General features: G+C 71.3%; 34 protein-coding genes and 1 riboswitch. Of the genes, 25 read left to right on the top strand and 9 right to left on the bottom strand.

Going from position 1 to position 25,376, the window contains the following annotated elements:
• Window positions 1–32 precede the first annotated feature (32 nt).
• Window positions 33–374 (bottom strand): YciI family protein, encoded by a 342-nt coding sequence (locus tag BMW85_RS48580; protein ID WP_143082396.1) that lies wholly within the window; start codon window positions 372–374, stop codon window positions 33–35.
• A 204-nt stretch (window positions 375–578) separates the two neighbouring features.
• On the opposite strand from BMW85_RS48580, the gene BMW85_RS24635 reads away from it, so the two are divergent.
• From BMW85_RS24635 to BMW85_RS24610, 6 genes are all read left to right on the top strand, one after another.
• Entirely contained in the window at window positions 579–2,963 is a 2,385-nt protein-coding gene (locus tag BMW85_RS24635) for an ATP-binding cassette domain-containing protein (protein ID WP_218155914.1), read from the top strand.
• A gap of 49 nt (window positions 2,964–3,012) precedes the next feature.
• Window positions 3,013–3,480, top strand: coding sequence for a helix-turn-helix transcriptional regulator (locus tag BMW85_RS24630; RefSeq protein WP_245775041.1), 468 nt, complete (start codon window positions 3,013–3,015; stop codon window positions 3,478–3,480).
• A 5-nt stretch (window positions 3,481–3,485) separates the two neighbouring features.
• Window positions 3,486–3,896: a VOC family protein gene (locus BMW85_RS24625; protein WP_091086326.1), complete on the top strand. Its 411-nt coding sequence runs from the start codon at window positions 3,486–3,488 to the stop codon at window positions 3,894–3,896.
• A 25-nt stretch (window positions 3,897–3,921) separates the two neighbouring features.
• On the top strand, window positions 3,922–4,590 hold the full coding sequence (gene lexA, locus BMW85_RS24620; RefSeq protein WP_218155913.1) for a transcriptional repressor LexA: 669 nt from the start codon (window positions 3,922–3,924) through the stop codon (window positions 4,588–4,590).
• A gap of 83 nt (window positions 4,591–4,673) precedes the next feature.
• The gene (locus tag BMW85_RS24615) at window positions 4,674–5,465 is read left to right on the top strand and encodes a maleylpyruvate isomerase family mycothiol-dependent enzyme (protein ID WP_091085616.1); all 792 of its coding nucleotides are present in this window, start codon (window positions 4,674–4,676) and stop codon (window positions 5,463–5,465) included.
• Between the two features lie 83 nt (window positions 5,466–5,548).
• The gene (locus tag BMW85_RS24610) at window positions 5,549–5,971 is read left to right on the top strand and encodes a hypothetical protein (protein ID WP_091085613.1); all 423 of its coding nucleotides are present in this window, start codon (window positions 5,549–5,551) and stop codon (window positions 5,969–5,971) included.
• Between the two features lie 9 nt (window positions 5,972–5,980).
• Here BMW85_RS24610 and BMW85_RS24605 read toward each other — a convergent pair whose 3' ends face one another.
• Together BMW85_RS24605 and BMW85_RS24600 are read right to left on the bottom strand one after the other, a co-directional pair.
• The gene (locus BMW85_RS24605) at window positions 5,981–6,292 is read right to left on the bottom strand and encodes a hypothetical protein (RefSeq protein ID WP_091085610.1); all 312 of its coding nucleotides are present in this window, start codon (window positions 6,290–6,292) and stop codon (window positions 5,981–5,983) included.
• A gap of 70 nt (window positions 6,293–6,362) precedes the next feature.
• Window positions 6,363–6,605: a hypothetical protein gene (locus tag BMW85_RS24600; RefSeq protein WP_245775040.1), complete on the bottom strand. Its 243-nt coding sequence runs from the start codon at window positions 6,603–6,605 to the stop codon at window positions 6,363–6,365.
• 256 nt (window positions 6,606–6,861) lie between these two features.
• On the opposite strand from BMW85_RS24600, the gene BMW85_RS52340 reads away from it, so the two are divergent.
• The 12 genes from BMW85_RS52340 (at window position 6,862) to BMW85_RS24540 (ending at window position 13,346) form a co-directional block, all read left to right on the top strand.
• The gene (locus BMW85_RS52340; protein ID WP_091085606.1) at window positions 6,862–7,281 is read left to right on the top strand and encodes an SH3-like domain-containing protein; all 420 of its coding nucleotides are present in this window, start codon (window positions 6,862–6,864) and stop codon (window positions 7,279–7,281) included.
• A complete protein-coding gene (locus BMW85_RS52335; protein WP_091085603.1) occupies window positions 7,281–7,577 on the top strand; it encodes an SH3-like domain-containing protein in 297 nt (98 codons plus the stop codon). The genes BMW85_RS52340 and BMW85_RS52335 overlap by 1 nt, the downstream gene beginning before the upstream one ends.
• A gap of 9 nt (window positions 7,578–7,586) precedes the next feature.
• Complete coding sequence (scnC, locus tag BMW85_RS24585) at window positions 7,587–8,285, top strand: thiocyanate hydrolase subunit gamma (protein ID WP_091085601.1); 699 nt, start codon at window positions 7,587–7,589, stop codon at window positions 8,283–8,285.
• Between the two features lie 7 nt (window positions 8,286–8,292).
• Window positions 8,293–8,631 carry a ScnB gene (locus BMW85_RS24580; RefSeq protein ID WP_091085598.1) on the top strand — a complete coding sequence of 113 codons (339 nt, stop codon included), beginning with the start codon at window positions 8,293–8,295 and terminating at the stop codon, window positions 8,629–8,631.
• A gap of 138 nt (window positions 8,632–8,769) precedes the next feature.
• Window positions 8,770–8,982 (top strand): CbtB domain-containing protein, encoded by a 213-nt coding sequence (locus BMW85_RS24575; RefSeq protein WP_091085597.1) that lies wholly within the window; start codon window positions 8,770–8,772, stop codon window positions 8,980–8,982.
• A 15-nt stretch (window positions 8,983–8,997) separates the two neighbouring features.
• Complete coding sequence (locus tag BMW85_RS24570) at window positions 8,998–9,744, top strand: CbtA family protein (RefSeq protein WP_091085593.1); 747 nt, start codon at window positions 8,998–9,000, stop codon at window positions 9,742–9,744.
• Between the two features lie 272 nt (window positions 9,745–10,016).
• Window positions 10,017–10,412, top strand: a complete 396-nt coding sequence (locus BMW85_RS24565) for a hypothetical protein (protein ID WP_218155912.1) — start codon at window positions 10,017–10,019, stop codon at window positions 10,410–10,412.
• A gap of 34 nt (window positions 10,413–10,446) precedes the next feature.
• On the top strand, window positions 10,447–11,043 hold the full coding sequence (locus BMW85_RS24560) for a histidine phosphatase family protein (RefSeq protein WP_091085587.1): 597 nt from the start codon (window positions 10,447–10,449) through the stop codon (window positions 11,041–11,043).
• A 148-nt stretch (window positions 11,044–11,191) separates the two neighbouring features.
• Window positions 11,192–11,380 (top strand): ammonium transporter, encoded by a 189-nt coding sequence (locus tag BMW85_RS48575; RefSeq protein WP_177240865.1) that lies wholly within the window; start codon window positions 11,192–11,194, stop codon window positions 11,378–11,380.
• Window positions 11,368–11,634, top strand: coding sequence for a DUF1275 family protein (locus BMW85_RS24550; RefSeq protein ID WP_143082395.1), 267 nt, complete (start codon window positions 11,368–11,370; stop codon window positions 11,632–11,634). Before BMW85_RS48575 ends, BMW85_RS24550 begins: the two co-directional genes overlap by 13 nt.
• 112 nt (window positions 11,635–11,746) lie before the next feature.
• Window positions 11,747–12,811: a fatty acid desaturase family protein gene (locus BMW85_RS24545; RefSeq protein WP_091085582.1), complete on the top strand. Its 1,065-nt coding sequence runs from the start codon at window positions 11,747–11,749 to the stop codon at window positions 12,809–12,811.
• A 7-nt stretch (window positions 12,812–12,818) separates the two neighbouring features.
• Window positions 12,819–13,346, top strand: coding sequence for a GNAT family N-acetyltransferase (locus BMW85_RS24540; protein ID WP_091085580.1), 528 nt, complete (start codon window positions 12,819–12,821; stop codon window positions 13,344–13,346).
• On the opposite strand, the gene BMW85_RS51300 is transcribed toward BMW85_RS24540, so the two are convergent.
• Both BMW85_RS51300 and BMW85_RS24530 read right to left on the bottom strand, forming a co-directional pair.
• A complete protein-coding gene (locus BMW85_RS51300; protein WP_177240864.1) occupies window positions 13,319–14,677 on the bottom strand; it encodes a pentapeptide repeat-containing protein in 1,359 nt (452 codons plus the stop codon). The two genes, BMW85_RS24540 and BMW85_RS51300, sit on opposite strands and share 28 nt — an antisense overlap.
• 77 nt (window positions 14,678–14,754) lie before the next feature.
• Window positions 14,755–16,713 (bottom strand): ATP-binding cassette domain-containing protein, encoded by a 1,959-nt coding sequence (locus tag BMW85_RS24530; protein ID WP_091085574.1) that lies wholly within the window; start codon window positions 16,711–16,713, stop codon window positions 14,755–14,757.
• 62 nt (window positions 16,714–16,775) lie between these two features.
• Between BMW85_RS24530 and BMW85_RS24525 the strand changes: the two genes are divergently transcribed.
• Entirely contained in the window at window positions 16,776–17,750 is a 975-nt protein-coding gene (locus BMW85_RS24525) for a helix-turn-helix transcriptional regulator (protein WP_091085571.1), read from the top strand.
• On the opposite strand, the gene BMW85_RS24520 is transcribed toward BMW85_RS24525, so the two are convergent.
• On the bottom strand, window positions 17,712–18,122 hold the full coding sequence (locus tag BMW85_RS24520; RefSeq protein WP_091085568.1) for a DUF6010 family protein: 411 nt from the start codon (window positions 18,120–18,122) through the stop codon (window positions 17,712–17,714). The two genes, BMW85_RS24525 and BMW85_RS24520, sit on opposite strands and share 39 nt — an antisense overlap.
• Window positions 18,123–18,211: 89 nt before the next feature.
• Here BMW85_RS24520 and BMW85_RS24515 point away from each other — a divergent pair, with 89 nt between their 5' ends.
• Window positions 18,212–19,165, top strand: coding sequence for a GlxA family transcriptional regulator (locus BMW85_RS24515; RefSeq protein ID WP_091086321.1), 954 nt, complete (start codon window positions 18,212–18,214; stop codon window positions 19,163–19,165).
• A 5-nt stretch (window positions 19,166–19,170) separates the two neighbouring features.
• On the opposite strand, the gene BMW85_RS24510 is transcribed toward BMW85_RS24515, so the two are convergent.
• A complete protein-coding gene (locus BMW85_RS24510; RefSeq protein ID WP_091085566.1) occupies window positions 19,171–19,677 on the bottom strand; it encodes an FBP domain-containing protein in 507 nt (168 codons plus the stop codon).
• A gap of 68 nt (window positions 19,678–19,745) precedes the next feature.
• Between BMW85_RS24510 and BMW85_RS24505 the strand changes: the two genes are divergently transcribed.
• The gene (locus tag BMW85_RS24505; protein ID WP_091085564.1) at window positions 19,746–20,318 is read left to right on the top strand and encodes a TetR/AcrR family transcriptional regulator; all 573 of its coding nucleotides are present in this window, start codon (window positions 19,746–19,748) and stop codon (window positions 20,316–20,318) included.
• Window positions 20,319–20,323: 5 nt separating this feature from the next.
• Here BMW85_RS24505 and BMW85_RS24500 read toward each other — a convergent pair whose 3' ends face one another.
• Together BMW85_RS24500 and BMW85_RS24495 are read right to left on the bottom strand one after the other, a co-directional pair.
• Window positions 20,324–21,016, bottom strand: a complete 693-nt coding sequence (locus BMW85_RS24500; RefSeq protein ID WP_091085562.1) for a CHAP domain-containing protein — start codon at window positions 21,014–21,016, stop codon at window positions 20,324–20,326.
• A 16-nt stretch (window positions 21,017–21,032) separates the two neighbouring features.
• Window positions 21,033–21,175: riboswitch (cyclic di-AMP (ydaO/yuaA leader) on the bottom strand.
• 198 nt (window positions 21,176–21,373) lie between these two features.
• On the bottom strand, window positions 21,374–22,243 hold the full coding sequence (locus tag BMW85_RS24495) for an LLM class F420-dependent oxidoreductase (protein WP_091085559.1): 870 nt from the start codon (window positions 22,241–22,243) through the stop codon (window positions 21,374–21,376).
• A 122-nt stretch (window positions 22,244–22,365) separates the two neighbouring features.
• Here BMW85_RS24495 and BMW85_RS24490 point away from each other — a divergent pair, with 122 nt between their 5' ends.
• The 4 genes from BMW85_RS24490 to BMW85_RS49685 all read left to right on the top strand — a co-directional run bounded on the left by BMW85_RS24490 (window position 22,366) and on the right by BMW85_RS49685 (window position 25,370).
• Window positions 22,366–23,373 (top strand): iron-containing redox enzyme family protein, encoded by a 1,008-nt coding sequence (locus BMW85_RS24490; protein WP_091085556.1) that lies wholly within the window; start codon window positions 22,366–22,368, stop codon window positions 23,371–23,373.
• Window positions 23,374–23,439: 66 nt separating this feature from the next.
• Complete coding sequence (locus tag BMW85_RS52030; RefSeq protein WP_281249601.1) at window positions 23,440–23,568, top strand: hypothetical protein; 129 nt, start codon at window positions 23,440–23,442, stop codon at window positions 23,566–23,568.
• The gene (locus BMW85_RS24485) at window positions 23,565–24,665 is read left to right on the top strand and encodes a YeiH family protein (RefSeq protein WP_177240863.1); all 1,101 of its coding nucleotides are present in this window, start codon (window positions 23,565–23,567) and stop codon (window positions 24,663–24,665) included. The genes BMW85_RS52030 and BMW85_RS24485 overlap by 4 nt, the downstream gene beginning before the upstream one ends.
• Before the next feature lie 336 nt (window positions 24,666–25,001).
• Window positions 25,002–25,370: a hypothetical protein gene (locus BMW85_RS49685; protein WP_091085553.1), complete on the top strand. Its 369-nt coding sequence runs from the start codon at window positions 25,002–25,004 to the stop codon at window positions 25,368–25,370.
• The last annotated feature ends 6 nt before the right edge of the window (window positions 25,371–25,376 follow it).

Below are 25,376 nucleotides of genomic sequence, written 5' to 3'. Positions count from 1 at the left end.
GAAGAAGAGGTGACCTGCGCCACACCGCTGACTCACGGCCGGTCGGCGAGCTCGGCCGCGCGGCCCAGCAGGTAACGCTGTTCGGGCAGGCTCGTGGTGCGGCGGGCCGCCTCGCGGTAGCTCTCCAGGGCCGCCGCATGGTCGCCGGCCACCTCGCCCTCGTCCGGCAGCGAGCGGCGCAGCGCACGGGTGAGCCGGATCGCCTCCACCGCGCTCCGCGCCGGGTCGGCCAGCGCGACGGTGCCGACCAGCTCCCCGGACGCGCGCGCGGTCTCCATGAACGGGCCGTGGCCGCTCATCACCTCCTGACGCTCCTCTTCGGTCAGCGCGTCCCAGACCAGCGGGTTGTTGTGCATGATCAGCAGGAACTTCATGTCGTCTCCTCCGGTTGCCGTTCATCGGTGAGTCGGAGCCGGAGACCGATTCTTGCGCTTCTGCTTGTTCCCGGCCGGTCAGGAATCGAGAAGCGGCCGCCGTCGTCCTCCGGCTAGCGTGACCGGGCGCCCCGGGGGCGCGCCGAGGTAGGTAAGGTGCACTGACCCCGAGCCGGGCGACGACCCAACGGAGACACGATGAGCATGGACACCCGAACGGAGGCGCAGTCGCCTGCGTCGCATCTCGCCGACGGCCACGATCTGATCCGGGTGCACGGCGCCCGCGAGAACAACCTCAAGGACGTGAGCGTCGCGATCCCGAAGCGCCGGCTGACGGTGTTCACCGGCGTCTCGGGCTCGGGCAAGAGCTCACTGGTGTTCGACACGATCGCAGCCGAGTCCCAGCGGCTGATCAACGAGACCTACAGCGCCTTCGTGCAGGGCTTCATGCCGACGCTGGCCCGGCCCGAGGTGGACGTGCTCGACGGGCTGACCACGGCCATCATCGTCGACCAGCAGCGCATGGGCGCCGATCCGCGCTCCACGGTCGGCACCGCCACCGACGCCAACGCGATGCTGCGCATCCTGTTCAGCCGGCTCGGCCAGCCGCACGTCGGCTCGCCGCAGGCGTTCTCCTTCAACGTCCCGTCCGTACGGGCCAGCGGCGCGATCACCGTCGAACGCGGCGGCGGCAAGACCGTGAAGCAGAGCTTCACCCTCACCGGCGGCATGTGCCCGCGCTGCGAAGGCCGGGGCACGGTCTCCGACATCGACCTCACCCAGCTCTACGACGACTCCAAGTCGCTCGCCGAGGGCGCGTTCACCATCCCCGGCTGGAAGTCCGACAGCTTCTTCACCGTCCGCGTCTACGCCGAGTCGGGGCTGTTCGACCCGGACAAGCCGATCCGCGAGTTCACCGAGAAGGAACTGCGGGACTTCCTCTACCGCGAGCCGACCAAGGTGAAGGTCGAGGGCGTCAACCTCACGCTCGAGGGCCTGATCCCGAAGATCCAGAAGTCGTTCCTGTCCAAGGACCGCGAGGCGATGCAGCCGCACATCCGGGCGTTCGTGGACCGGGCGGTCACCTTCACCACCTGCCCCGAGTGCGACGGCACCCGGCTGAGCGAGGCCGCGCGCTCCTCGAAGATCCACGGCGTCACCATCGCCGACGTCTGCGCCATGCAGATCACCGACCTGGCCGAGTGGGTGAGCGGCCTGGACGAGCCGTCCGTCGCGCCGCTGCTGGCCGCGCTGCGGCACACGCTGGACTCGTTCGTGGAGATCGGGCTGGGCTACCTCAGCCTGGACCGCCCCGCGGGCACGCTGTCCGGCGGCGAGGCGCAGCGGGTCAAGATGATCAGGCATCTCGGCTCGTCGCTCACCGACGTCACGTACGTCTTCGATGAGCCGTCGATCGGCCTGCACCCGCACGACATCGAGCGCATGAACACGCTGCTGCGGCGGCTGCGCGACAAGGGCAACACCGTCCTGGTCGTCGAGCACAAGCCCGAGATGATCGCCATCGCCGACCACGTCGTCGACCTCGGCCCCGGCGCGGGCACCGGCGGCGGCGAGGTCGTGTACGAGGGCAGCGTGGACGGGCTGCGCGCCGCCGGCACGCTGACCGGCCGGCACCTGGACGACCGGGCCGCGCTGAAGGCGTCGGTGCGCGAGCCGTCGGGAGCGCTGGAGGTGCGCGGCGCCCGCCTGCACAACCTGCGGGACGTGAACGTCGACATCCCGCTCGGCGTGCTGGTCGTGGTGACCGGCGTCGCCGGGTCGGGCAAGAGCTCGCTCATCCACGGCTCGGTCGCGCGCGAGGACGGCGTGGTGGCGGTGGACCAGACGCCGATCCGCGGCTCGCGGCGGAGCAACCCGGCCACCTACACGGGGCTGCTCGAACCGATCCGCAAGGCGTTCGCCAAGGCCAACGGCGTGAAGCCGGCGCTGTTCAGCGCCAACTCCGAGGGCGCCTGCCCCGCCTGCAACGGCGCCGGCGTCGTCTACACCGACCTTGGGATGATGGCCGGTGTCAGCACCACCTGCGAGGAGTGCGAAGGCAGGCGCTTCCAGGCCGCGGTGCTGGAGCACCGTCTCGGCGGCCGGGACATCAGCGAGGTGCTGGCCATGCCGGTGAGCGAGGCCGAGGAGTTCTTCGCGGCGGGCGAGGCCCGCATCCCGGCCGCGCACGCCATCCTGCGCAGGCTCGCCGACGTCGGGCTCGGCTACCTCAGCCTCGGCCAGCCGCTCACCACGCTGTCCGGCGGCGAGCGGCAGCGGCTCAAGCTGGCCACCCACATGGGGGAGAAGGGCGGCGTCTACGTCCTTGACGAGCCGACCACGGGCCTGCACCTCGCCGACGTCGAGCACCTGCTCGGCCTGCTCGACCGGCTCGTGGACAGCGGCAAGTCGGTCATCGTCATCGAGCACCACCAGGCGGTGATGGCGCACGCCGACTGGATCATCGATCTCGGCCCCGGCGCGGGCCACGACGGCGGCCGGATCGTCTTCGAGGGCACCCCGGCCGACCTGGTCGCCGCCCGCTCGACCCTCACCGGCGAGCACCTGGCGGCGTACGTCGGCGCTTGAGCACTGGGACAGGTGGACGAGCCGGAGACCGGCTCGGGAAGATGGCATCGTGCGACCGAACCAACCCGTGCCCGAGGACGCGGCGCAGCAGCAGCGGCTGCGCACGCTCGCACTGCTGCGCCGCGTCCGCGACCGCATCGACCGCGAGTACGCCCAGCCGCTGGACGTCGAGGCGCTCGCCCGCGGCGTGAACATGTCGTCCGGGCACCTCAGCCGCGAGTTCCGGCGCGCCTACGGGGAGTCTCCCTACTCGTACCTGATGACCCGGCGCATCGAGCGGGCGATGGCGCTGCTGCGCCGCGGCGACCTCACCGTCACCGAGGTCTGCTTCGAGGTCGGCTGCTCCTCGCTCGGCACCTTCAGCACCCGCTTCGCCGAGCTGGTCGGCGTGCCGCCCAGCACCTACCGTCGGCAGGCGGCGGAGGCGACGGAGGGCATGCCGTCGTGCGTGGCCAAACAGGTCACCAGGCCGGTCAGGAATCGAGAAGCGCCGGCCGCGGAGCCGCCGTTAGCGTGACGGCCATGGACATCATCATCAACGCGAGTTTCCTGCCGCATGACGACCCCGAGGCGGCCCTCGCCTTCTACCGGGACGCCCTCGGCTTCGAGGTCCGCAAGGACGTCGGCCACGGAGGCATGCGCTGGATCACCGTCGGCCCGCCCGGACAGCCCGAGACCTCCATCGTGCTCTACCCGCCCGGCGCCGACCCCGGCGTCACCGAGGAGGAGCAGCGCGTCATCACCGAGATGATGGCCAAGGGGACCTTCGGCGGCATCCTGCTGGCCGCCGAGGACGTCGACGCCACCTTCGACAAGCTGCAGGCGACCGGCGCCGAGGTGATGCAGGAGCCGACCGACCAGCCGTACGGGGTGCGCGACTGCGCCTTCCGCGACCCCTCGGGCAACATGATCCGCATCAGCAATCGCGATTGAGCCCGGCGGTCGGCGGCGGGCTACGATGTCGCAGGTGACGGCCTACGACGATCTCGACGCGTTCGAGCACCTGAACGCCTCGGCCCTGCCGCCGCGCCAGCAGCGGATCCTGGCGGCGATCCGCGACCACGTGGTCCGGCACGGCTATCCGCCGAGCACGCGCGAGCTCGGCCGGGCGGTCGGGCTGCGCTCGCCGTCGTCGGTCTCGAAGCATCTCAAGAGCCTGGAGGAGAAGGGGTTCCTCCGCCGGGCCGGCACGATGACCCGTCCGATCGACGTACGCCTGTTCCTGCGCGAGTCCGCGCAGGAGACGGCCGGCGACCTGGTGAGCGTGCCCGTGGTCGGCGACATCGCCGCGGGCACGCCCATCCTCGCCGAGCAGCACGTGGACGACCTGCTCACCCTGCCGCGCGACCTGACGGGCCGGGGCACGGTGTTCGCCCTGCGGGTGCGCGGCGACTCGATGATCGACGCCGCGATCTGCGACGGCGACCTCGTCGTGGTGCGCCGGCAGCCCGAGGCGCACTCCGGCCAGATCGTCGCCGCCATGATCGACGGGGAGGCCACCGTCAAGGTGTTCCGCCGCCGCGGCGGCCACGTCCTGCTCGAAGCGCGCAACCCCGCCTACGCCGACATCGACGGCGACGAGGCCGTGGTGCTGGGCGTCGTGGTGTCGGTTCTGCGCAACGTGTAGGCCGCCGGGCCGCTGATGATCATGCTCGGCGCGGGCGGTAGTTTGGGCGGGACGACCTGCCGACTGAACGCCTGGGAGACGCGATGAGCAGCGCCGACACGGCCATCGCCGCACTGCGGACCGGACACGACGAGCTGTCCGCACTGGTGTCCGGACTCACCGACGAGGACCTGGCCAGGCCCTCGGCCGCCACCGAATGGGACATCTCGCAGGTCCTCAGCCACCTGGGCAGCGGCGCCGAGATCGGGCGGACCGTCCTGCGGGCCGCGCTCGACGGCGCTCCCGGCCCCGGCCACGACTTCAACCAGAGCGTCTGGGACAGATGGGACGCCATGGGCCGGCGGGAGCGCGCCGACGGCTTCCTCCAGTCCGACGAGGCCCTGACCGCGCTCTACGAGTCGCTGGACGCCTCCGCCCGCGACAACCTCCGCGTCGACCTTGGCTTCATGCCCGCTCCGGTCGACGTCGCCACCGTGAGCCGGATGCGGCTCAACGAGCTCGCCCTGCACTCCTGGGACGTCCGCGTCGCCTTCGACGAGCACGCCACGCTCGCCCCCGACGCGACGGCCGCCCTGCTGCACCAGGGGCCCGACCTGTTCGCCTGGATCGGCAAGGTCGACCGGCTCGACGGCCGCACCCTGAACCTCCAGGTCACCACGACCGCCCCTGACTCCGTCTTCGCGCTGCGGCTGAAGCCGCCGATCAGCGTCGACTTCGACGTTCCCGAGCAGCCGGACGGCACCCTCGGCCTGCCCGCCGAGGCCTGGCTGCGCCTGGTCTCCGGCCGCCTCGCGCCGCGCCACACCCCGGACGGCGTGACCACGACGGGCGCCGCAGACCTCGACCTGCTCCGCCGCGTCTTCCCCGGCTACTGACGTTCGCCGGCGCGAGTTGAGGCCGCTGACCGGCGGCCGTTAACCGTTTGAACGGACCCGCCGGGCGCTGCCACCATCCACGGATGGACGATGAGGAGCTCCGGCAGATCCAACGGAACGTCGACCTCGCGATCGAGCAGCTCGGCCCGATCAGCGGCATGGACTTCGGCCTCGACGAGGAGTCCGTCGCGTGGGCGGAGGGCTTCATCGAGCGCCGGCGGGCCCAGCCAGACTTCGACCCCGAGCAGGCCGAGGGCCTGGTGAGCGTGCTCGGCTCCTACCTCGGCGCGTGCGTCGCGGCGGGCGCGGGCGGGCACTGGCACTGGCGGGACGACGGCGGGTGGGGCGTGGCGCTGCCCGACGGCAGCACGGCCTTCCCGTTCACGAAGGTGCGCAAGCAGCTCAGGGACGGCCTGGAGGGCGGCGAGTCGATCGCGAGCTTCTACCGGGTCGCCGTCGAGTTCATCGCCACCGGCAGGATGCGCGAGGCCCGGGACGGCGGATGAGCCGGAGGCTCAGTCCCGGCCCGGCTCGCCGAGCAGCTCGCCGAGGAAGTCGTCCAGACCCTCGGCCAGGGCGCGCACGGTGACCTCGCCGCCGGCGGCGGCCCTCCTGAGGCGCCGTGCCACGCCGCCGGCCGCGCCCGGCGCCGCGATCACCTTGACGTGCCATCGGTCCCGCTCCGTGCGCCGGCCGGGGCCGGTGGGTGTCACCTCGGCCATCAGGGCCCAGCCGTGCGCCAGCATGGCGTTGGCCAGGGAGGCCGCCCGGCGGTAGCCCGCCAGCGTGGTCTCGAGCTCCATCAACTCCGGCACGAACTCGTCCATGAGCCCTCCAGGGCGCCGCCGGGGATGCTCGCGCCCTCCTTCGCTCTTTCCGCACGCGGGCCGCTGAATCTTACTGATCGCGGAAGCAGACGAGGTGGAAGGACCGCGCGGACGGGGTTCCGTCCGGGGCGAAGGTGTGCACCTCCATCTTGTTCGGGTCGGAGTTGAGCCCGACCGTGATCAGGCCGGGCTCGACGGGCTCCTGCATGGTGCTGCCGATCGTGGCGGCGAAATTGGTCTTGGCCTCGCCCTGCAGCGGCACCTTCCAGCTGACGACGTACCTGTTCGTGCCGTCGAATTCGCAACCGTCCACCAGATAACCGCGGACAACCGATCCTTTGGCGTCGATGACACAGGCCAATCTCTTTTCGAATGCCATTGTTATTCGTCCTCCTCGCGCCGCATTTCCCGGCGGGCATGTACCCGGCGAAAAGGGCGGTTAACGCCGCCTTGCCTGCAACGGTTCTTTGCTTCCCCTTGCTGGCCACTTGGTATTTCGGCATGACGGGGCGGGGCAGGCTGACAGTCGGATGGAAGCAAGCACCCTAGCCGGAGAGGGGGAGCTACCAATGTCGAAGGTTCGCTACGAGTCGGTGATGACGGCCGACCGGAATCTGGCCCCTGCGGAACACGAGGAATTCGATTCGCCGTACACGATCCCCAATGATCGCTACGCGGCTCTCACCACCATTCTTCACGACGTCGGCGGCGAGCCTGACTACCCGCAGGCCCTGTACGGGAAGGGTGAGGAGGACTGGGAGATGAACACCTACCTCACCTGCGAATGCCTCGCCTGGCGCGGGGCGTGGAACGCCGAGATGCGGCGTCGCGCCGAGAACGACCTCGGCAAGACCCAGTACTACGGCTTCCCGTACTACGGCCGCTGGATCACGGGGGCGGCCAGGGTGCTGGTCCACAAGGGTCTGATCACGACCGACGAACTCGGCGACAAGATCGACGAAATCAGAGCCCGGCTGGAGAAGAAGTAATGGCCAGACCAAAGTTCCAGGTCGGCGACACGGTCAGGATCAAGGACCGTACGACGCTCTTCCACACGCGCACCCAGAAGTTCATCCGCAAGCGGGTCGGGACCATCGTGGAGCACCGCCCGGAGTGGGTGATCCCGGAGGACGAGGCATGGGACCGCATGGAGACCGGCCGTAAGGAGCCGTTCTACGTCATCCGGTTCAAGCAGACCGAGCTCTGGCCGGACTACACGGGTCTCGCGCACGACACCTTGGAGACAGAGGCCTCCGAGAGCTGGCTCGAAGCGGTAAAGGGTTGAGGGGGGTAAATGGCTAAGCATCACGGTGACGGTCATCACGACGGACACAATGCCTTCGACGTCTCGTCGAAGGTGAGCGAGTTCGAGATCCTCGAGCTCGCCGTTCGCGAACTGGCCATCGAGAAGGGCATCTTCTCGGCCGAGGACCACCGCAGGTTCGCCGAATGGGCCGAGGGCGTGGGCCCGCACGGCGGCTCGAAACTCGTCGCGAAGGCGTGGTCGGACCCGGCGTTCAAGCAACGTCTGCTGGAGAACGGGACAGAGGCGTGCAAGGAGGTGGGGATCGACTGGCTGCAGCCCACGGGGGTGGGCACGCCGAGCGACTACACCTTCTTCTACGTCCTGGAGAACACCCCGCAGGTGCACAACGTGATCGTCTGCACGCTGTGCTCCTGCTACCCGCGGCCCGTTCTGGGAATGTCCCCCGACTGGTACCGTACGCCGAGCTACCGGCGTCGCATGGTCCGCCGCCCGCGCGAGGTCCTTGCCGAGTTCGGCCTGCACCTGCCGGCGGACGTCGAGGTGCGGGTGCACGACTCGAACCAGAAGTCGCGGTTCATGGTCATGCCGATGCGCCCTGAGGGCACCGAGGGGTGGAGCGAGGAGCAGCTCGCCAGGATCGTCACCCGGGACACCATGATCGGGGTCGCCCTGCCGCGGGCCGACCGCACCTCGGACGCCGGTTCGCTCGCGGAACAGGCGAGGTGACCGGCGAATGAGTGAGCAGGCCCGTCCCTACCCGGTCCTCATGGAGACGCTGGACGACATCGGTGAGCGGACCGACACCACGCTGCGCTGCATCGATCACGAGCCGGAGGTCTGGGAATCCCGGATGCAGACCACCTGTGAGTGCCTGTCGAAGGCCGGCATACTCGACAACCTGGAGCGGCGGCACGCCGAAGACCGGCTGGGAGAGTCGATCTACAAACGCTTTCCGGTGCAGACGAGGTCGGTGCTGACCGTCGCTCACACGTTGATGGACCGCGGCCTGTTCACCGAGCAGGCATTGCGCGACAAGATGAGCAGTGTGCGAGCGCGCCTCGAAGAAAAGTGATCAATGACTTGAAGGCCGGGTCGGTCGGCTCAACGCCGGCCGGCCTGCGTGAGCCGTGTCTAACCTCTCGATCCATTGACAGTGTCAGATATTCCCTTTTACTTTTTTGTTAGGCGACACACGAAGAAGGGGTAAGTCATGACACAGGCTCCGCCCGCCCGAACCGCCTCACTTCCTGCTCAAATACCGATACGGGAGATCATTCCGTGGGCGGTGTTCGCGCTCGTCGTCGGCCTGCTGCTGATCTATTTCGTCGGCGCCGAGCAGGGAGCGACTTCCCTCTTCGGGGGAAATCTCATCCACGAGTTCACGCATGACGGCCGTCACCTGCTCGGATTCCCGTGCCATTGACGGAGGATGTCGCGGATGATGCGCGTCTTGCTGATCCGGGGAATGTTGGTCGGACTGGCTTCCGTCGTACCCGCGTACGTGTGCGCCTGGTTTCTCGGAGAGGGCCCGCTCGGGGACGCGATCGCCTTCGAGGACCGGCAGTCTCACGCTGCTGAAGGGCTCCACGAGCACGGGGTCGAGGTCGTTTCAAGACTGACTCAGCAGACCGTCGGCCTCGCGGTCGCCCTGGCCGCCATCGGCCTCGCGGTCGGCGGGCTGTTCGCCATCATGTTCGCGCTCGCCCACCAGAGAATAGGACGGCTGAGCGCCCGTGCGACCTCGATGGTGGTGGCTGTTGCCGGCTTCGTGGTCATTTCATTGGTGGCTTTCCTGAAATATCCGCCTAATCCGCCTGCCGTAGGAGATCCCGAAACGATCCAGCAGCGAAGCCTGCTGTACTTCCTGACGATCGTCATAGGGATATTCGCCGCGATCACCGCCGTTCAGACCGGCCGGCGCCTGACTCCGAGATACGGTGGATGGAACGCCTCTCTGCTCGGCTGCGGGGTGTTCGTCGTCCTGGTGGGCATCGCCTACGTGGTCCTGCCGGGAGGAACCGTCACGGAGACCGGCTTCCCGCCCGACGTCCTGTGGGACTTCCGGATCGCCTCGCTCGCCACCCAGGCCGTCATTTGGGTCACCTTGGGGCTCATGTTCGGGGCGCTCACCGAACGGGACGTCACCGGAGCCCGGCGGGAACGCGTTCCGAAGGTCCATGCGTAAGCCCCGGACGCCGAACAAAGTGGAGGGCAGACCTTTCCGGTCTGCCCTCCACTTTGTTCACGCCAGATTCAGATGGACTGCGGAACCGGATTTTCCTTGGGCTCGACCGGCTCAGTGGCGAGGTCGGTCTCCGGCGCCTCGACGGGAGCTGCTGCGTGTTTGCAGTCAGGTGTGTGGCACATTGTCGTCCATCCTTCTCTTCGATGATTCGACATGGCGATGGTAACAAGATCTTGACGTTCTGTAAAGCGTCGTCCGGGCATTAAATATTGGTGATCAACCAGTGGGCACGCGCCGACGAACGATGCACGGTGATTCTCTGCAAAGGATGCTGCTGCGGCAGCGCGGGAAAGCATCCTGATGTTTCTCAGAAGGATCAGATGGCACGCCTGCGGCTAATCAAAGAAATCAAGGTTCGCACCAGTGACGACTGCCTGGGTGTGTGCTCATATTCCAATGTGGTCGTCGTCCGGCCCCGCCCCACGGCTCGGCGCGGCGGAGCGAGACCCACCTGGCTGGGCTTCGTCCTGGACGACCTGGTCGTCGACGCCATCGGCCATTGGGCTGCTCAGGGAGGCCCGGGAGCGGCGCCGGTGCCGGAGATCCTGACCTTGTACGAGATCCAGCCACCGCGGCGCCCGCACCCGGCGGGCAGGCGCCGCGCCTGAAAAGGGGTCCGCCCGGCGGCTTTGGGAGAGGCCGGTGACCGAGAGACTTGTCCTGATCGCACACGCACCCACGTCCGCCACCGGCGAGGCGAGTTTCGCCGCCGACGAGTCGCTGACGCCTTCTGGGCGCTCGTCCGCGCAGGCCGCCCGGGGCGTGTTGCGCCGGATCCGGCAGGCTTGGCGCGGACCGGAGGTCCGGTGCGCGCAGACCTGCGCCGCGCTGGGACTGACGGCCAGGGCCGACCCCCGGCTGGCCGACCTGGATGTCGGGAACTGGCGGGGCCGGAGCCTGGAACGGGTCCAGGCCGAGGATCCCGCGGGTCTTTTGGCCTGGCTGACCGACCCCGGTGCGGCCCCGCACGGAGGCGAGACGATCGACGGACTGCTGGAACGGGTCGCCGGATGGATGGACGCGTGGCCACACGAACCCGGCAGGGTCGCGGCGATCACTCATCCCTCGGTGATCAGGGCGGTGGTGCTGCACCTCCTCGGCGCGCCGGCGACGGCCTTCTGGAACCTCGACGTCCCGCCGCTGTCCCAGACGTGGCTGTCGTGGAACGGCGGGAAATGGCGGTTACGGGAGACAGGCCATCGGCTCACCGGGGAGAGGGCGGATCCGGCCGATCAATGATCTTCACCCCATCTCTCACCGTTCCCCGAGATTTGGCACGAGCCATATGCGCCGCGGAGCGGCGGGACTGATGCACATCTCCCAAAGGTACGCCCACACGACACGGAGGTGCGGAAATTCCCCATGGCCTCTGATCAGCGTCCTGTGCATGAGCATCGTCTCCATTCCCGCGGTGAGCGTGATCTGGTTCGTCCACGGCTACGGGTTGGCGTTCGGCCCCGACGTCGGCGGGGTCGGCCTTTTCGGCTGGGGCGACTGGCAGCTCTTCGGCACCATCGCCCGGGCGAGCTGCTGCTGCTCCTCGGCACCGCGTTGCACGCCGTCATGGTGGGGGTGACGGCGGTGCTCGTCACCTTCTACGGCCTGGAGAGAGCGGTCATGCGGAACCTGGCGCTGGTGTTGCTCGCCTTCTCCATGGGGTGGCAGTACGCCCTCGTGCTGAGGCTGAAGGTGGCCGACGTGACCACGACGGTCGTCACGACCACGCTCACCAGATGCGCCCCGCTGTGGGCGGCAGGGCTCGTTCTCACGATGTGCTCATTGATGACCTACCTCGCCCTCAGACGATCCGATGCCCAGGAGTGGCGTTGAGGCCCGTGCGCGGGACGGCGGCCGGGGGCGTAGGGCTGGCCCTACCTGAGGAAGGGGTGACAGCGGGGGTCCGCGTACCCCCTGGTTCTCGCGATGCTGGCAAGCGATCATCATGTGGACGACTTCGCCGGCATCGGAGGCTGATGTGAGTGTTGTAGACCTCGACCGACCGCAGCGCGGCAGCGACTTCGCGCGACTGTCGCGCCGCATAGCCGAGGCCGGCTTACTGGAGCGGCGGCCCGCCTACTACGCCGTCCGCATCGGGTTGGTCGCCGCTCTGTTCGCGGGCAGCTGGGCGGTCTTCGCCGCCGTGGGGGACTCCTGGTGGCAGCTCCCGGTGGCGGCGCTGCTGGCCGTGGCCTTCGCCCAGGTCACGCTGCTGGCCCACGACCTCGCGCACGGGCAGATCTCGCGTTCGCGGCGTACCGGCAGGATCGCGGGGCTGCTGGTCGGCAACCTGGCCGTCGGGCTGAGCTACGGCTGGTGGATGGACAAGCACACCCGACACCACGCCAACCCCAACCACGAGGACCACGACCCCGACGTCGCGCCGGACGTGCTCATCTGGTCACGCGGGCAGGCCGAGGCGGCGCGCGGGCTGGCCCGCTTCGTCGGGCGGTGGCAGGCGTGGCTGTTCTTCCCGCTGCTCACCCTCGAAGGGTTCAACCTGAAGGTGTCGAGCTTCCGGGCGCTGCGGCGGCCGGAGCTGAAGAACCGGACGGCCGAAGGGCTGCTGCTGGTCGCGCACGTCCTGGCTTACGTGGGCGCGCTGTTCCTGGTCCTGCCGCCCGGCAAGGCGCTGGTGTTCCTGCTCGTCCACCAGGCGTGCTACGGCGTCTACCTGGGGTGCACGTTCGCCCCCAACCACAAGGGCATGCCGGTGCTGACCGAGGGGGACGAGCTCGACTTCCTCCGCCGCCAGGTCCTGACCTCCAGGAACGTCACCGGCGGACGCCTCCTGGACATCGCGCTCGGCGGCCTGAACCACCAGATCGAGCACCACCTGTTCCCCGCCATGCCGTCCTCGAACCTGCGCCTGGCCCGGCCCATCGTCCGTGACTACTGCCGCTCGCTGGGGGTCGACTACGCCGAATGCGGCCTGTTCGCCTCCTGGAGCCAGGCCCTGCGCCACCTCCACGACGTCGGCCGCCCCCTCCGGCAGTCCCGGCGCGCATGATGGGACCATGCCCCGCTTCGTAGACCCGGCCGCCGCGCTGCGTCCGTCGTTCCTGGCCGCGCTGGCCGAGTTCCGGGCCGATGCCGACTATCCGCTGTCGTGGTTCGTGTCGGACGTGGACGCGCCGGCGCTGGTCGAGCCGGACGCGTTCGAGGCGTACGTCGCCCGCGTGCTCGGCGAGCGGACCCAGGCCGGGGTGCGGCCCGGGTTCGTGCCGATGACCACGCTGTGGTGGGTGGACGGTGACCGCTTCCTGGGGAGGCTCGCCATCCGTCACCGGCTGACGCCCGCGCTGGCGGAGCTCGGCGGTCACATCGGCTACGACGTACGCCCCGGCGCCCGGCGGCGGGGTCACGCGACGGCGATGCTCGGCGCGGCGCTGCCGATCGCGCGGGCGCTGGGCATCGGCGAGGCGCTGGTGATGTGCGACCTGTCGAACGTCGCCTCACGGCGGGTCATCGAGGCGAACGGCGGGCAGCTGATCGAGGTGACCGAGCGCAAGCGGCGTTACTGGGTGCCCACGGACGCGGCCTGACCGGCCGCACCGCCGACCCGCACCCCGGGGGGCAGCTTCGCTCTGCCGCCGGTCTCCGCCCCGCTCAGCTCGGCGTCCGTCAGGTCCGTGTCCGTCAGGTCCGTCCCGGTCAGGTCCGCGTTCGTCAGGTTCGCGTTCGTCAGATTCGCGCTGGCCAGGTGCGCGCCCTTGAGGTTCGTCCCCTTCAGGTCCGCGTCGCGCAGGATCGCCGTACGCAGGTCCGCCCCACGCAGGTCCGCCCCGCTGAGGCTCGCGCCGGTGAGGTCGGCCCCGCGCAGGTCGGCCCCGCGCAGGTCCGCGCCGAACAGGTCCACCCCGCGCAGGTCCGCCCCGCGCAGGGAGGACCTGCCCAGGTCCGCCTGGAACAGGTCGGCGCCGCGCAGGTCGGCGCCGTCCAGGTCCGCGCCGCCGAGGTCCGCCATGAACAGGACCGCGTACGGCAGAGCCGCCCCGTCCAGCAGCGCCCCCCGCAGGTCGGCGCGGGTCAGGTCGGCGTGGTCCAGGTTCGCCCCGCTCAGCCGGGCACCGCTCAGGTCCGCCGAGGTCAGGACGGCGACGCCCAGGTTGAGGCCGCTCAGCTCCGCGCCCGGCACCCGAATGCGCGCCAGGTCGCAGCTGCACACCCAGTCGCGCCCGGCACCTGGGACGTCGTGGACGCTGCCGAGCACGGTCAGGGCCGTCTGCACGTCGGCGGCCGGCCGCCCGGCCCGCCCCGGCGGGACCGCGGAGCCGTGCTCGCGCACGTACGCGGCCATGACGTCGGCGGTCGTCACGCGGTCCCGCTCCGACTCCCGTGCCAGGCGCCGCAGCGTGTGGATCGCGGCCAGCCGCACCTCGGCCTCCTCTGAGCCGAGCCGCCGTACGGCCTCGGCGTAGCCTTCGGGGCCGTGCCGCTCGGGAGCGGCCTCGATGGACCGGGCGTCGGCGTAGACCAGGCTGCCCGAGGCCAGCAGCAGCCCGAGGACGACCCCCCAGGTGCTCACCCGCCGCAGCAGCGTGTCGAAGGACTCGTCCCGCGCGGCGCGGCGGCGCAGCCAGCCGCCGGCCCCTGTCAGGAGGCAGGCCGCCGCGAGGACGGTCATCGCCAGCGGGAGCAGGTCCTCCTCCGAGTACGGCGGCACCAGGTGGGCCGGCAGCCGTTCCAGGACCGGCCGCCACCAGCCGGGCCCGGCGACCCAGGCGAGCACGGCCGCCACGAGCACGACCACGGCGAGCAGGGCCAGGCCGAGGAGGGCTGCGGCGAGCAGGGCCGCGACGGGCGGGGCCACGGCGGCGGCCACCCCGGCCGGCCAGGCCAAGGCCCGCCGGAGATGCGCTCGCCACGAGGTCACACCATCCATTCGACCCGAAACCGGACGCGGTGGGTAGCCCCGCCGGCGAGAAGGGCCGGGAGCGGCGGGCGAGTCCGTCAGTCCGCGTGGAGGGCGGTGGCGGTGGCGGTGTCCTTGAGGGCGGCGACCGGGCCCTGGTAGAGGACGCGGCCCCCGTGCCGGCCCGGGCCGGGGCCGAGGTCGATGACCCAGTCGGCGTGCCGGATCACGTCCAGGTTGTGCTCGATCACGACCACCGTGTGCCCCTGGCCGACGAGCTGGTCGAGGACGCCGAGCAGGGCGGCGATGTCGCGCAGGTGCAGGCCCGTGGTGGGCTCGTCCAGGACGTAGAGCGCCGGCTCGGCGGCCTCGCGCAGCTCCCGCGCCATCTTCACCCGCTGGCACTCGCCGCCGGACAGCGTGGTGAGCGGCTGGCCGAGGCGCAGGTAGCCGAGGCCGGCCCGGTCGAGGTGGCGCAGCCCGTCGCGGATGTGCCGGTCGGGCAGCCGGTCGAGGGCGTCGGCGATGGTCAGGTCGTCGAGGTCGGCGATGGACAGGCCGTTCACCCGGTGGCGGAGCACCTCGTCGGTGAAGCGCCGGCCGTGGCAGGTCTCGCAGACGTTCTCCTGGCCGTCCATGAAGGCGAGGTCCGTGTAGATCACGCCGAGGCCCTTGCAGTCGGGGCAGGCGCCGCCCGAGTTGGCGCTGAACATCCCGGCGGGCAGGCCGCTGTGCCGGGCGAACAGTTTGCGTACGGCCCCGGCGATGCCGGTGTAGGTGATGGGGGTGGAGCGGCGGTTGACGCTGACCGGCCGCTGGTCGAGGACGATCGCGCCGTGCTGGGCGACCAGCTCGGCGGCGAGGCTCGACTTGCCCGAGCCGGCGACCCCGGTCAGCACGGTGAGCACCTGGGCCGGTACGTCCACGGTGAGGTTCCTGAGGTTGTTGCGGGTGGCTCCGGTCACGGTGATCACACCCTTGGGCGGACGCGGCGTCGTGTTGAGCGGCGTACGGGCGGCCAGGGCCGCCGAGGTGGCGGTGCCGGCCGACCGGAGCCCGCCGAAGGAGCCCTGGAACACCAGCCGCCCGCCGCCGGCGCCCGCGTCCGGTCCGATCTCGACGATCTCGTCGGCGATCGCCATGACGGCGGGGTCGTGCTCGACGACCAGGACGGTGTTGCCCTTGTCGCGCAGCCGCAGCAGCAGGGCGGTCATGGAGGCGATGTCGTGCGGGTGCAGCCCGACGGTGGGCTCGTCGAAGACGTAGAGCATCTCGACCAGGCTGCTGCCCAGGTGCTTGACGGTCTTGACGCGCTGCGACTCCCCGCCGGACAGCGTGGTGGTGGCGCGACCGAGGTGCAGGTAGCCGAGCCCGATGGTGATCATGGCGCGGAGCTTGTCGCCGAGTGCCGCCACGACCGGCGCGACGGCCGGGTCGCGTACCTCTTCGACCAGGGAGGCGAGCTCGGTGATCTCCATGCGGGCCAGGTCGCCGATCGTGCGGCCGAGGACGGTCACGCTGCGGGCGGCCTCGTTGAGGCGGTCGCCGCGGCAGTCGGGACAGGTCTCCGACCGGGTGAAACGCTCGATGGTCTCCCGCTTGCGGTCGGACAGGTCGTCGGAGGTGTGCAAGTAGATGCGCTCGAAGCGCTCCACCACGCCCTCGTAGTCCTTCGGCGGCCGGGTGCCGAGCCGGGCGGCGTGCTCGCCGGCCCGGGAGAACAGCAGCCGCAGGTACGTCCACGCGTCGGTGATGGTGCCGACCGTGGAGCGGGCGTTCCCGCCGATCCTGCGCTGGTCGATCAGCACGACGGGGGAGAGCCCGCCGATCTCGTCGGTCTCGGGACGGGTCCACCGGGGCAGCCGGTTGCGGGTGAACGGCGGGAACGTCTCGTTGAGCTGGTGCCCCGCCTCGGCGGCGATCGTGTCGAACACCAGCGACGACTTGCCCGACCCCGACACCCCGGCGAACACGGTCAGCCGGCCGCGCTGGAGGTCCACGTCCAGGCTCTTCAGGTTGTTGGTCCGGGCGCCCCGGATGCGGATGAACTTCGGCATGCGTACGACGCTACGAACAGATGTGGCCACATCCTGGCCGCGTCCCGGGGAAGACTGGAGGCATGGCGGACGTCACCCAGCGCATCCTCGCCCTGCTCGCCACGTTGCAGACCGGGCGGGCGTTCACCGCCGACGAGCTCGTCGCCCGGCTCGGCGTCAGCCCCCGCACCCTGCGCCGCGACGTCGACCGCCTGCGCGAGTACGGCTACCCGGTGCGGACGCGACCCGGCCCCGGCGGCCACTACCGGCTCGTGGCGGGCAGCGCGCTGCCGCCGCTGGTGCTCGACGACGACGAGGCGATCGCCACCCTCCTCGGGCTGGCCACCCTCGCCGCGACCGGCCGCGCCGCCGAGGGCAGCGTGGACGAGGCCGCCACCCGCGCCTACGGCAAGGTCGACCAGTTCCTGCCGAAGCGGCTGCGGCACCGGGCCGCCCAGCTCCGGGCCAGCCTGGAGACCAGCGCCGCGGCGGCCCCGAGCGTCAGCGCCGACGTCCTGGCCGAGCTGGCCGAGGCGATCCAGCGCCGGCTCGTCGTCACCTTCGACTACACCGGCAGGGACGGCGCGGTCACCTCGCGGCGGGCCGAGCCCTACCGGCACGTGCACCACAACCTGCGCTGGTACCTGCTCGCCCGCGACACCGCCAAGGACGACTGGCGGGTCTTCCGCCTCGACCGCCTCACCGGCCTGCGCACCTCGACCAGCACGTACGAGCCCCGCCCCCTGCCCGCCGACACCGCGCTCGACTACCTGCGCCAGGGGCTCGGCAAGGACCGCGAGCGCGTCGTCCTCACCGTGGAGGCGCCCCTGGCCGACGTGGCCGACGCCTTCGCCTACGAGGACGCCGACCTGGAGGCCCTGGGGGAGCGGCGGACCCGGGCCGTGCTGGCGCTCGACACGTGGGAGTGGCTGCTGCTCCGCCTCGCGTTCCTGGACGCCCCCTTCACCGTCGAGGAGCCGCCCGGTTTCCGGGCCGCGCTCCGCTCCTTCGGCGCGCGGCTAACGGGCGGGGGCGGTCCGGCGCAGCCGGTCGCGTAGCCGGGCGAGCACCGGCGGGCCGCCCGCGAGGCACCACAGCGCGATGACCGGGTCGCAGACGGCGCAGCCGAAGGAGGAGTCGCCGGCGAAGGCGAGGATGGGGCTGGCGTTCAGGTGGTGCAGGACGTCCCAGGCCGTGTGGAGCAGCCAGCCCGCGCCGATCCACGTCCAGCTCTCCAGGCCGCGGAAGGCGACGTAGGTCATGACGGCCGGGAGGACGAACTCCGCGTACCCGAGCCCGCCGCCGCTCAGGTAGGCGGCGCCCGCGCCGGCGACCAGCACGGCGTTGAAGCGGCGGCGGTGCGGATCGGGGATCAGGGAGAGCAGGCAGACGCAGACGATCCCGATGAGGATCGGCATGAGGATGGACATGGGGGAACGCTAGGGCGGGCCGGCCGCGGACCCCAGTGGCCGGAACGACAATTTCCCACGGGTTCCCGCCACCGCCTACGGTGTCCCTCATGCACACGGTGGCGGTGCTGGCGCTGGACCAGGTGGTGGCGGCCGACCTGGCGACGCCGGTCGAGGTGTTCGGGCGGGTCCGGGTGGACGGGCGGCGGGCGTACCGCGTGCTGGTCTGCGCGGTGACGCCACAGGTCGCGAGCGACGCCTTCACGATCGTCGCCCCGCACGGCCTGGAGGCGCTGCGCGAGGCGGAAACCATCGTCGTGCCTGGCTCCTCCGAGCGGGCCGGCGCGCCCGACCCGGCGGCGCTGGAGGCGTTGCGCGCCGCGGCGGCCGGCGGCGTCCGGATCGCCTCCATCTGCGTGGGGGCGTTCACCCTCGCCGCCGCCGGGCTGCTCGACGGGCTCAGCGCCACCACGCACTGGGCCGCGGCGGCGCGGCTGGCGGAGGCGTACCCGCTGGTGGACGTGCGGCCGGACGTCCTCTACGTGGACAACGGCCAGATCCTCACCTCGGCCGGCGCCGCCGCCGGGCTCGACCTGTGCCTGCACTTGATCCGGCGCGACCTCGGCTCTGCGGTGGCCGCCGACGCGGCCCGCCTGGCGGTGACGCCGCTGGAACGCGAGGGCGGGCAGGCGCAGTTCGTCGCGCACGCCCGGCCGCCGGCGCCGCGCGGGTCGCTGCTGGAGCCGGTGCTGTCGTGGATCGAGGACAATCTCGCCGGCGAGGTGACGCCGGCCGCCATGGCCGCGCGGGCCGGGATGAGCGAGCGCACCTTGGGCCGCCGCTTCCGCGAGCAGACCGGCACCACGCCGCTGCAGTGGCTGCTGCGCGCCCGGGTACGGCGGGCCCAGCTCCTGCTGGAGACCACCGACCACGGCGTCGAGCGGGTCGCGGCGCAGGCCGGGTTCGGCTCGGCGACGGCGTTCCGTGACCGGTTCAAGCGGGTCGTCGGCGTCACCCCGCAGTCCTACCGCGCCTCCTTCCGCAGCCGAGGCCCCGCGGTCTGACCGTCTCATTCGGGTCTCGCGGCCACCTTGTCCAGGAAGGCGTACAGGTTCGTCCGGGTGCGGGCGAGCTTGTCCTCCAGGGTGAGGGACTCGTCGATGACGCCGCTGCCCGCGGCCTCCTTCCCGCCCCGCAGGTAGAGGGAGCAGGCGAGGTCGGCGCACAGATACTGGCCGACGGAGTTGCCCTGGCGGCCCGCCTCGCCGGTGCGGCGGGCGCTCATGAGCGCGACGCCGCCGTTGGTGTGCGTGGTCAGGCAGAACGAGCACATGCTGCGCGCGGTGAAGCCGCGGGCCGCACCCGAGGTCACGCGGAGCGCCACCCCGACGAGGGCGCCGTCGCGCTCGGCGACCAGGTAGGCGCGTTCGGGCGCGCCCGGATCCCGCCAGCCGAGGAAGTCGAGGTCGCCCCAGGGCTGGTCGGGCAGGTCCCTCGGGACGCCGGCGCGCTTGGCCTCACCCTTCGAGCAGTTGATGAACGACGCGCGGATCTCGCGCTCGGTGAGAGGTCTCATGAGCGGCGAGGCTAGTTTCCTTAATGCTATTATGCAAATGCTTAAAGGCTTTAAGTGATGGAGGGCGCGTGGCACGAGCGGGACTGACCGCGGAACGCCTGACCCAGGCGGCGGCGGAGCTGGCCGACGAGCTCGGCTTCCACAACCTGACGGTCTCGGCGCTCGCCCGCCGGTTCGGCGTCAAGCCCGCCGCCCTCTACTCCCACGTCAGGGACGTCCAGGAGCTGCGGGCACGGGTGGCGGTCCTCGCGCTGGCCGAGCTCGCCGAGCGGGCCGCCGCCGCCCTCGCCGGCCGCGCCGGCAAGGACGCCCTGGTGGCCTTCGCCGACGCCTACCGCGGCTACGCCAAGGAACACCCCGGCCGGTACGCCGCCGCGCAGATCCAGCTCGACGACGAGACCGCCTACGCCAGCGCCGCCCGCCGGCACGCCGAGATGACCCGGTCCATCCTGCGCGGCTACGACCTGCCCGAGCCCGCCCAGACCGACGCCGTGCGCATGCTGGGCAGCATGTTCCACGGTTTCGTCAGCCTGGAGACGCAGGGCGGCTTCGCCCGCACCCCGCGCGAGGTGGACGTGTCCTGGGCGAGGACCCTCGACGCCCTCGACTCGGTGCTCAGGAACTGGCCTCCGGACGAATGAGGAGGTCAGGCGGCGTAGTTCGGGTAGCCGTAGCCGACGACCTGGGAGGTCGGGCGGACCCGCTCCTCGACCTTGCCGTTGCCGGTGTTGCCCTCGATCGTGGAGATCGTGCCGTCGCCGTTGTCCTTGACGACGAAACCGACGTGGTCGATGGAGCTCAGGCTCTTGCCGCCGTTCCAGTCGAAGAAGACGACGGCGCCGGGCTTGGCCTCGGTGCCCCAGCGGTCGTTGGCGGCGAACCACTTGGCGTGAGCGACGGTGTAGGCGTCCCAGCCGATCTGGGAGCGGGCGCCGCTCTGCTCGCCGACCCAGGAGACGAACATCGAGCACCAGGGGGCGTTCAGGTAGGCGCTCCTGTTGCCGCCGTCGCGCAGGACGGTCTCGCCGGCGCGGGCCGAGTCGGCGTACCACTGCTGGAACTTGGTGCCGCCGCCGGCGGCGTTCTCGGTCGTGCCCACCTGGGCGCGGGCGAGGTCCAGGACCTGCCCGGCGGAGACGTTCACGCGCGCGTCGCGGTTGCTGACGTCCTGCTGGGCGGTGGTGGCGGCGGCTCCGGCCGCCGCGGGCCGCGCGGGAGCGCTGTCGGCGGCCGCGGTCACGGCGGCGGTCGCGCCCAGGGCGGAGACGGCGAGGGCCCCGCTCAGCGCCAGCTTGGCGGCGTTCAGCTTCGGGGCACGGATGAAACGGCTGATGGCCATAAGGGTGTTGCTCCTTTTATGCTTCCGTGCCGCTTACCGGGTTAGCTGACGGGTTCGGGCGTGCGGAAGCTGCCCTACGGCACATGGACGTGCCGATTCACCCCGGTCGAGATTGGGTCCCCGGTTCCGCCTCGACGGCGGATTCAGCGGCCGCGGGCATCGAAGGCCCGCGGTGGGAGTGGGATCGTACGCGGCGCCCGCGATGCGGACGCAGGTGAGCGCGGTCCGGTGGTCACTCGCTCCACGGCTGAGGTCGCGGCCACGCTCACTGGACGGTACAACACCCCTCTGACCTGCGTCATTCCCCGGTCACGAAATCCCCATGACGGGCGGCCAAGGTAACGCGCCGGTCTGCTCTCAGCCGCGTTCCAGTCCGAGCGCGGCGGCGGCCTCCTCCAGGGCGTCCAGGTGTCCCTCGACCGGGCCGAGGCCCGCCCCCATCGTGTCGATCGCGAGATGCGTCGCGCCCGCCTCCCGCCAGCGCCCGGCGACGTCCACCAGCGCCCCGGCGTCGCCCCTCCACCGCACCCGGCCCTCCATGCCGAGCTCGGACGGGTCGCGGCCGGCCTGCGCGGCGGCCTCCTCGACCATGGCCTTGGCCTGGTCCAGCTCCGGCCCCGGGAGCATCTGGGGGAACCAGCCGTCGGCCAGCCGTCCGGCCCGCCGGTAGGCCGGGGGCGACTGCGCGCCGAACCAGACCGGGATGGGCCGCTGCACCGGCAGCGGCGCGAGCCCGGCGCCGCTCACCCGGTGGTCCTCGCCCTCGAAGGTGACCGTCTGCTCGCACCAGAGCCGGCGCATGACCGCGACCTGCTCCTCGATCCGCCTGCCGCGGGTGCCGAAGTCGGCGCCGAGCGCCTCGTACTCGACCCGGTTCCAGCCCAAACCCACGCCCATGCGGAAGCGTCCGCCGGTCAGCAGGTCCACCTCGGCCGCCTGCTTGGCGGCCAGCACCGCCTGCCGCTGCGGCAGGATGATGATGCCGGTGACCAGCTCCAGCGACGTCAGCGCGGCCAGGTAGCCGAACAGCACCATCGGCTCGTGGAAGGTGGTGTGCACGTCATAGGGGCCGCTCCAGCCCTCGTGCACGGCCGGGTCGGCGCCCACGACGTGGTCGTAGGCGAGCACATGGCGAAAGCCCAGCTCCTCGACGCGCCGGCCGTAGGCGCGCACGGCGCCCGGGTCCGCGCCCATCTCGGACTGCGGGAAGACGACACCGATCTGCATGCGTGGCTCCTGTCATCGTGATCTTCCCTCCCATCATCGCGGGCCCGCCGCGCCCGGCCCGCGACCGCCGCGCTGGCCGGGGCGCGCGGTTTGGACCTCGGGGCCCCGGGCAGCGGAGTCCGATGCGCCTGCCCGCCGCCCGCGGTCCCATCACCGCTGAGCTCTTCGAGCGGCTCGCGGGGCCGCCCGCCGACCTGGACCCGCCGCCGGCGACACCGCGCCCCTGCGCCACGGCCCTGGCGGACGGCGACCTGCAGCTCGCCCTGTTCGCCTGCTACGAGCTGCACTACCGCGGCTTCGACGGCGTGGACGACCGCTGGGAGTGGCAGCCGTCGCTCCTGGGCTTCCGGCGCGAGCTCGAACGCCGTATGGAGGGCGCGCTCGCGGACGCCGTGCCGCGTCCCGCGCCGGTGCCGCCCCAGCAGGTGCGCCGGGCGCTGAAGGAACTGGTCGCCCACGACGAGCAGCAGGGGCCGGGGCTGGCGGCGTACCTCCAGCGCGAGGCCGACCTCGACCGGTTCCGCGAGTTCGTCGTCCACCGCTCGATCTACCATCTGAAGGAGGCCGACCCGCACACCTGGGGCATCCCGCGCCTGCACGGCCGGCCCAAGGCCGCGCTGGTGGAGGTCCAGTCCGACGAGTACGGCGGCGGCAGCGCCGAGCGCATGCACGCCGAGCTGTTCCGCACCACCATGACCGCCCTGGGCCTGGACGCCTCCTACGGCGCCTACCTGGGCCGGGTGCCGGGCATCACGCTGGCCGTCTCCAACGTCATGTCGCTGTTCGGGCTGCACCGGCGGCTGCGTGGCGCGCTGGCCGGGCACCTCGCCGCGCTGGAGATGACCTCGTCGCTGCCCAACCGCCGCTACGCCACGGCCCTGCGCAGGCTCGGCGGGGACGCCGAGGCCACCCGCTTCTACGACGAGCACGTCCAGGCCGACGCCGTGCACGAGCAGATCGCCGCGCACGACCTGTGCACCGGCCTGGCGACGCAGGAGCCGGCGCTGACCGGCGACATCCTGTACGGCGCGGCGTGCGCCCTGGCCGTCGAGCGGCTGTGGGCGGAGCACGTGATGGGGCGCTGGGAGCAGGGCGCGACCTCGCTGGAGGACGAGACGGTCGCCGCCTGATCACCTCATTAACCCACTAAATTAGTAGGTCTTGACGGGTTTGATCCTCCGTGGTGTCCTGACCCCATGAGCACCCGCGAAGAACCTCCTGAGAGCCGTACCGCGTTCAACGAGGACTGGGCGGCGACCCTCCTCGGCCTGGCCCTGCTCGTCCTCGTCCTCGCCGGCGTCATCCCGCCCGGCCTGGTGCCGTGACGACCGCCGGGACCGCCGCCGCCACGACCCGCACGTGGCAGTGGAGCGCGCTCGGCGTGCTCGCCGTCCTCCTGCTCGGGGCCGCCACCCGTTTCCTGGAGCAGAACGTCCCGTCCTGGTTCGCCGGCTCGGGCCTGGCCAAGGCCATCGAGTTCCCCGTGTACGCGATCGTCCTCGGCCTGCTCGGCAACGCCGTGCTCACCGCGGCCGGGCTGCGGGAGCGGCTGTCGGGCGGGTTCCGCACCGAGTTCTTCATCAAGACCGGGCTCGTGCTGCTCGGCGCGTCCATCAACCTCAAGGTGATCGTGACCGCGGCCGGGCCGGCGATCGCGCAGGCACTGGTGCTGATCAGCGTGGTGTTCCTGTTCACCTGGTGGCTGGGCGGCAGGCTGGGGCTGGACGACCGGCTGCGGGCGCTGCTGTCGTCCGCCGTGTCGATCTGCGGGGTCAGCGCCGCCATCGCGGCGGCCGGGGCCGTGCAGGCCAAGCGCGAGCAGCTCGCCTACAGCGCCAGCCTGGTGATCGCCTTCGCGCTGCCGTCGATCTTCGTCCTGCCCGCGCTGGCCTCGCTGCTCGGGTTGAGCCCCGAGGTCGCGGGCGCGTGGATCGGCGGCAACATCGACACCACCGCCGCGGTGACCGCCGCCGGCGCGCTCGCCGGCGAGGACGCGCTGGCCATCGCCACCATCGTCAAGGTCACCCAGAACGCGCTCATCGGCGTCGTCGTGGTGGCGCTGACGGCCTGGTTCGCCTTCCGCGTGGACCGGCGGCCGGACGCGCCCCGGCCCGGCGCGGGGGAGCTGTGGCGGCGCTTCCCGAAGTTCGTGCTCGGCTTCGTGGCCGCCTCCGTGCTGGCGACCTGGTATCTCACCACGGTCACCGCCGGGCACGGCAAGGAGGTCATCGGGGTGGCGAACGACCTGCGGACCTGGTTCCTCATCCTGGCCTTCGTGAGCATCGGCCTGGAGTTCCGGGTCGCCTCGCTGCGGGAGGCGGGCTGGCGGCCGGTCGCGGTGTTCGCGGCGGCGACCGTGGTCAACGTGGTGGTGGCGCTCGCGCTCGCCCTGGCGCTGTTCTCGGGGTTCGCCGTGTCGTGAAAGCGGCGTCGCCGCAGCTTGCGCGGCCGGTCGCGGTCGCCCACCTCTGGCCGGAGGTGTTCGTGCCGTCGCCCGGCTCGGTGTGGCAGCAGTTCCTGCTCACCTCCTCCGTCCACGACGGGCAGCGTGGCTACGGCGGCTACCTGCTGTCGGAGCACCTGCTGGCCAGCGTGCGGCGGATCGCGCTCGGCAGCCTCTACGGCATCGCCGACGTCGTCGTGCTCGGCCTGCTCGTCATCGGCGCCTCCGGGCTGCTCATCGACACCCTCCTGCAATCCACCGAGCGCCGCTCGTGCCCTGGCGCGGCAAGGCATGAACCACCGGAGGCACCAGCCCATGAAACTCCGCCTCGTCCCCGCCCTGGCGCTCGCCCTCTGCCTGGCCGCCTGTTCGAGTGCCGCTGTCGACGCCGGCGCCAACGCCGACGGCAGCCCCGAAGAGCTGCGCATCGGCTACCAGCTCATCCCGAACGGCGACCTCGTCGTCAAGGACCAGCGCTGGCTGGAGAGCGAGCTGCCCGACACCAAGGTGACCTGGATCAAGTTCGACTTTCCTGCTCGACGGCAAGGAGCAGGCCGGGCCCGGCTATCTCGGCACGCCGGACGAGCCGGGCAAGCTCGCCGAGAACCTGCGCGACGCCGCCACGTTCCTCAAGGGCCTCGATCGCCCACTACAGCCTGCTCGCCGCGCTCCAGCCGGCCATGAGCTGGC

Source organism: Nonomuraea wenchangensis, from assembly GCF_900111685.1.
In the GTDB taxonomy this organism is placed as follows: domain Bacteria; phylum Actinomycetota; class Actinomycetes; order Streptosporangiales; family Streptosporangiaceae; genus Nonomuraea; species Nonomuraea wenchangensis.
The sequence above is the reverse complement of the archived record's forward strand: the minus strand, read 5'-3'. Positions and strand labels throughout refer to the sequence as shown.

What these genes read in the sequence shown, in the direction of transcription:
- BMW85_RS24520 (WP_091085568.1), bottom strand. Translation starts at nt 18,122, where the DNA reads ATGTCCATCCTCATGCCGATCCTCATCGGGATCGTCTGCGTCTGCCTG.
- scnC (WP_091085601.1), top strand. Translation starts at nt 7,587, where the DNA reads ATGGCTAAGCATCACGGTGACGGTCATCACGACGGACACAATGCCTTC.
- BMW85_RS24530 (WP_091085574.1), bottom strand. Translation starts at nt 16,713, where the DNA reads ATGCCGAAGTTCATCCGCATCCGGGGCGCCCGGACCAACAACCTGAAG.
- BMW85_RS48575 (WP_177240865.1), top strand. Translation starts at nt 11,192, where the DNA reads ATGAGCATCGTCTCCATTCCCGCGGTGAGCGTGATCTGGTTCGTCCAC.
- BMW85_RS52340 (WP_091085606.1), top strand. Translation starts at nt 6,862, where the DNA reads ATGTCGAAGGTTCGCTACGAGTCGGTGATGACGGCCGACCGGAATCTG.
- BMW85_RS24490 (WP_091085556.1), top strand. Translation starts at nt 22,366, where the DNA reads ATGCGCCTGCCCGCCGCCCGCGGTCCCATCACCGCTGAGCTCTTCGAG.
- BMW85_RS24575 (WP_091085597.1), top strand. Translation starts at nt 8,770, where the DNA reads ATGACACAGGCTCCGCCCGCCCGAACCGCCTCACTTCCTGCTCAAATA.
- BMW85_RS24540 (WP_091085580.1), top strand. Translation starts at nt 12,819, where the DNA reads ATGCCCCGCTTCGTAGACCCGGCCGCCGCGCTGCGTCCGTCGTTCCTG.
- BMW85_RS24500 (WP_091085562.1), bottom strand. Translation starts at nt 21,016, where the DNA reads ATGGCCATCAGCCGTTTCATCCGTGCCCCGAAGCTGAACGCCGCCAAG.
- BMW85_RS52030 (WP_281249601.1), top strand. Translation starts at nt 23,440, where the DNA reads ATGAGCACCCGCGAAGAACCTCCTGAGAGCCGTACCGCGTTCAACGAG.
- BMW85_RS24635 (WP_218155914.1), top strand. Translation starts at nt 579, where the DNA reads ATGGACACCCGAACGGAGGCGCAGTCGCCTGCGTCGCATCTCGCCGAC.
- BMW85_RS24615 (WP_091085616.1), top strand. Translation starts at nt 4,674, where the DNA reads ATGAGCAGCGCCGACACGGCCATCGCCGCACTGCGGACCGGACACGAC.
- BMW85_RS24510 (WP_091085566.1), bottom strand. Translation starts at nt 19,677, where the DNA reads ATGAGACCTCTCACCGAGCGCGAGATCCGCGCGTCGTTCATCAACTGC.
- BMW85_RS24610 (WP_091085613.1), top strand. Translation starts at nt 5,549, where the DNA reads ATGGACGATGAGGAGCTCCGGCAGATCCAACGGAACGTCGACCTCGCG.
- BMW85_RS48580 (WP_143082396.1), bottom strand. Translation starts at nt 374, where the DNA reads ATGAAGTTCCTGCTGATCATGCACAACAACCCGCTGGTCTGGGACGCG.
- lexA (WP_218155913.1), top strand. Translation starts at nt 3,922, where the DNA reads ATGTCGCAGGTGACGGCCTACGACGATCTCGACGCGTTCGAGCACCTG.
- BMW85_RS49685 (WP_091085553.1), top strand. Translation starts at nt 25,002, where the DNA reads ATGAAACTCCGCCTCGTCCCCGCCCTGGCGCTCGCCCTCTGCCTGGCC.
- BMW85_RS24580 (WP_091085598.1), top strand. Translation starts at nt 8,293, where the DNA reads ATGAGTGAGCAGGCCCGTCCCTACCCGGTCCTCATGGAGACGCTGGAC.
- BMW85_RS24545 (WP_091085582.1), top strand. Translation starts at nt 11,747, where the DNA reads ATGTGGACGACTTCGCCGGCATCGGAGGCTGATGTGAGTGTTGTAGAC.
- BMW85_RS24625 (WP_091086326.1), top strand. Translation starts at nt 3,486, where the DNA reads ATGGACATCATCATCAACGCGAGTTTCCTGCCGCATGACGACCCCGAG.
- BMW85_RS24550 (WP_143082395.1), top strand. Translation starts at nt 11,368, where the DNA reads ATGGTGGGGGTGACGGCGGTGCTCGTCACCTTCTACGGCCTGGAGAGA.
- BMW85_RS24605 (WP_091085610.1), bottom strand. Translation starts at nt 6,292, where the DNA reads ATGGACGAGTTCGTGCCGGAGTTGATGGAGCTCGAGACCACGCTGGCG.
- BMW85_RS24525 (WP_091085571.1), top strand. Translation starts at nt 16,776, where the DNA reads ATGGCGGACGTCACCCAGCGCATCCTCGCCCTGCTCGCCACGTTGCAG.
- BMW85_RS24495 (WP_091085559.1), bottom strand. Translation starts at nt 22,243, where the DNA reads ATGCAGATCGGTGTCGTCTTCCCGCAGTCCGAGATGGGCGCGGACCCG.
- BMW85_RS52335 (WP_091085603.1), top strand. Translation starts at nt 7,281, where the DNA reads ATGGCCAGACCAAAGTTCCAGGTCGGCGACACGGTCAGGATCAAGGAC.
- BMW85_RS24570 (WP_091085593.1), top strand. Translation starts at nt 8,998, where the DNA reads ATGATGCGCGTCTTGCTGATCCGGGGAATGTTGGTCGGACTGGCTTCC.
- BMW85_RS24515 (WP_091086321.1), top strand. Translation starts at nt 18,212, where the DNA reads ATGCACACGGTGGCGGTGCTGGCGCTGGACCAGGTGGTGGCGGCCGAC.